Below are 3,445 nucleotides of genomic sequence, written 5' to 3'. Positions count from 1 at the left end.
TCTGTCTTGATCTGTCCGATGGCCAGACTGTGCATTGTTGAGAACGCACTAATGACATGAATCGCTCCCCTGCGGCGACTCTTGTCATAAGAATGCCGGAGTGTTTTTCCATCGATTGCAATAACGTCTTTATCATCTGAAGTATGGCAATCTCGCATCCAGTTAATAAAGCACTCGTGAAATTTTGAAGGACTGATACAGGATACAACTCTGGCGATGGTATCGTGAACAGGAATACCATTTTCAAAATCACCATATTGTTTTAAAAAATTGAGATGAGTTTCCCCAAAATCCTCTATATCTTCCCAACCTTCTGCACCAGAAATGACGGCACAAATAGTCAACAGTAGAATATCCGACAATTTATGTTCCACTTTCCTGGCTTGTCTGTAATCGGGGATAATAGAAATATGTTCCATCAATTTTTTAAGTTCCATTTTGTTCTCCTTAATTATGTAAGGAGTATTTGATCATGTATAAGCAATAAAAAACAGCTTTAGGTAATGAGGAATGTCTCAATTTTTAAACATAAAATGCGAATTATTTAGTACGGAAAGTGTACTTCTGATGATCTTTCCCTGTTCCCTGATCTCTTCCCGACCGAGCGGGGCGGTGCTGCAGGTGACCAGGCCATCTTCGTTATACCAGATTACGGTGTGCCTTCGGCACACGATGATCCTTCCCTGGAGATGCTACCGATTTAATATATTTGTTACATGTCCAATTATTTTAATCTCGGTGAACAGGAACTTTCGAATATGAAATTCCTTTAAATTTTTCTTTTTTCATTTTTTTTACTAATGAATCAGATAACATAAGATAAGATGAATATTCTGCACATCGTGCAATGCAAAAATCTTCCGGAGGCTCTTCAATAAAAAAAACCTGTTCAAACCCCATGATCGCTGTTGTTCCGGGAATATACTGGCAATGAGAGTGCTGCATATCAATTAACGGTAGTTTTGTGAGTGTATTCAAAAGATAAAAACCATCTTTGAGTCCATTGTTCGTGTGAAGGTCTATTTTATGAAACTCAACATTACCTTTGGCATGTGTTTCCAGGAAGTCCTTTAGTCGTTCATTAACTACGGGGATCAATGAACTATTTGGCAAGCAATCATATTTATTTATCATTTCATCGGGCATCGCGTAGATAATGACTGGATTGATATTCTCAACTCTTTCAATTGGTGTGCTATGAGAAAAAAGTAAGTAATCAAAAGATTCATACTGATATTCTCCAATATACTTATTGGCATATTGTTCTGGTATATCCCACATATACATATATTTTCTCCATTTTCATAGCAGTATAGACCATTCTCGTCTGTTTTTGTTTAAAGCTCGTGTGCCATCCTTTAAAGCAGCTCTTTCTTCAGCAACTATAGCGTCGAGTGCATTACTATACTCCTGTTGAGTCCATCCATGTTTTTTTCCGTATTCTAGTGCTTCGGTCATTTTGTTCGCCAGATTTCTACTCACTTTTCTTAGATGTCTACCTTTATGAATAGTACGTGTGGCATGAAGTTCACATTTTGTAGGTAAGAAAATCTTGTTTTTCATTTTTTGTAGGTCGTATGCCGCGGCCTTCAACAATGGATGGTTTTTGGTTAAGCTGTTTTTATCGCTGATAATATGATGTTCTTGGAATCCTTTTTGTTTGAGGAGTCGAGCGCGTTTACTGTCTAGCCCCCAAGGGTCAATCAATTCCAGCGAGTTACGAACATATCCATAAGGATTTATCCCCCCAAGTAATCCTATGGGATCTGAAGAGATATACTGCCCCGTCTCGCAATCATAGTACCGGAACCGGTTATAGTACAGGCCCGATTCCGTATCTTCATACTGCCCCGGAAAGCGTAACCGGCAGGTGGGCGCTCCTTCTTTATTGATGCCTTCCTCACGACCCCAGAGCTGCTGTTTGCCTTTCCAGACTATCAGCCCCTCCTCGGTCAGCAGCTCCTGCACACGGCCCACCGTATCTGTCACCGCATAGTGCAGTTGCCCCTTCTCATAACGTGCAAACGGCGTGAAATCTCCCGGCTCGTATATCCAGCGGATGGCGTTTTCGTCTTCCGGTTTGCCATCCACACCAACCGGAATTTCCTCCGTCAACTGGTCGCCGTTCCAGTGAAAATCCATACCGGGTTTATCGTGGCTGGTACAGCGCTTGCTGATACGCCTGCCGAACGGGTCGTATTTATATTCCCAGCGTTCTCCGTCCGGGGTTTCCAGTCCGGTTAACTGACTGCGCGCGTCCCATCTGTAACGCCACCGGAGAGGGCGGTAGCCACCTTTATCGACCAGCTTTTGTACCAGCCTGCCGTTGACATCGTATTTCCAGGTGACGTTATGGGCGTTCACCACCCGGACAAATTTCCCTTCTTCCGGTTTTCCTGTCTGCGGATTGATGCGGTGCGTTGAGTGCCGCCAGCCTTCATGCTCACTGGATATCACCCGGCCATGCCGGTTCTGCTGGTGTGTTTCGCTTTCAAGGACTTCATTCACACGGGTCTGTCGACGGGTGATGTTCAGGTTTTTATCGTAAGTGAACAGTTCCTCGCACAGTGGAAACTGGCCGGAGTCGCCCGTCCAGGTGGCGTGGCTTATCTGGTCGTTTGCCGTGATGGTGTTGAACATGGAGCCGCGCAGCGAGTCGGCAATTGCGGTGAGGTTATACGCGTTGTCGTAAAGCCATTCCCGTTCAAGGCTTTTATTCCGCTCATACGGCCCGGCCTGGTGGTCCCCGGCATTCTGCCTGGTCGGCATTCCTGTGGGAGTGTAAGCCAGCGTCTGGTAAAATCCGGCCCCGCTGCGTCGGGAGGTTTCCATGCCGCGCAGGTCATGCTCAAATGTCAGCGGGGCATGGTCCGCTATCTGCCAGGTGGTCAGACAGCCCATCTGGTTGCGGGTGAAACGCTCGGTGATGCCTGCGGTGGTGCGCTGTGAAACCGTATCCAGATTACTGTCGTAACTGTATTCAGTACGCCTGCCGTTGATTGTCTCAGCCACAACCCTGCTGGCACTGTCATATTCATACGTGACAGTGGCATCATCGTTTTTCGCCTCCACCAGACGGCACAGCGTGTCATAGCGGAAGGTGGTGGCGCTCAGAATACGGTCACTGTCCCCCTGTGTGACTTCCTCATCCGTCACCTGGTCGGTCACGTTGTAGCGTCGGTTCCGGTGGGTGCCGTCCGGGAAGGTGGTGCGGATACAGCGACCTGCCGCATCGTAGCTGTAGGTCAGCGTCCGTCCGGTGAAGTCGGTTTCCGCGATAAGCTGCCCGGCTTTATCATATTCCAGACGGTAGTGTTCACCTTCGGCGTTGATGATTTCGGTCAGGCGGGTGAGTTTATCGTAGCGGCATTCCAGCCGTTCGCCATCCGGGCGGATAACCGCCGTTAACAGGTCAAATGCGCCATATTCGTAGCGGGTGGTTTTG

General features: G+C 47.1%; 3 protein-coding genes. All 3 read right to left on the bottom strand.

Features of this window, described 5'->3' with window-relative positions:
• The coding region (locus D9597_RS23050) for an ISAs1 family transposase (protein WP_130224938.1) at positions 1 to 437 on the bottom strand (437 nt) is incomplete at its 3' end.
• Between the two features lie 292 nt (positions 438 to 729).
• Positions 730 to 1,287 carry a DUF1629 domain-containing protein gene (locus tag D9597_RS23045; RefSeq protein ID WP_130224936.1) on the bottom strand — a complete coding sequence of 186 codons (558 nt, stop codon included), beginning with the start codon at positions 1,285 to 1,287 and terminating at the stop codon, positions 730 to 732.
• 15 nt (positions 1,288 to 1,302) lie between these two features.
• A partial coding sequence (locus D9597_RS23040) for an RHS repeat-associated core domain-containing protein (RefSeq protein ID WP_205712917.1) occupies positions 1,303 to 3,445 on the bottom strand: 2,143 nt, incomplete at its 5' end.

It is taken from the genome of Escherichia sp. E13S3 (assembly GCF_004212325.1).
Classification (GTDB): domain Bacteria; phylum Pseudomonadota; class Gammaproteobacteria; order Enterobacterales; family Enterobacteriaceae; genus Escherichia.
The sequence above is the reverse complement of the archived record's forward strand: the minus strand, read 5'-3'. Positions and strand labels throughout refer to the sequence as shown.

Excerpts from the sequence above, each read along its gene's own strand:
- D9597_RS23045 (WP_130224936.1), bottom strand. The coding sequence starts at position 1,287 with ATGTATATGTGGGATATACCAGAACAATATGCCAATAAGTATATTGGA.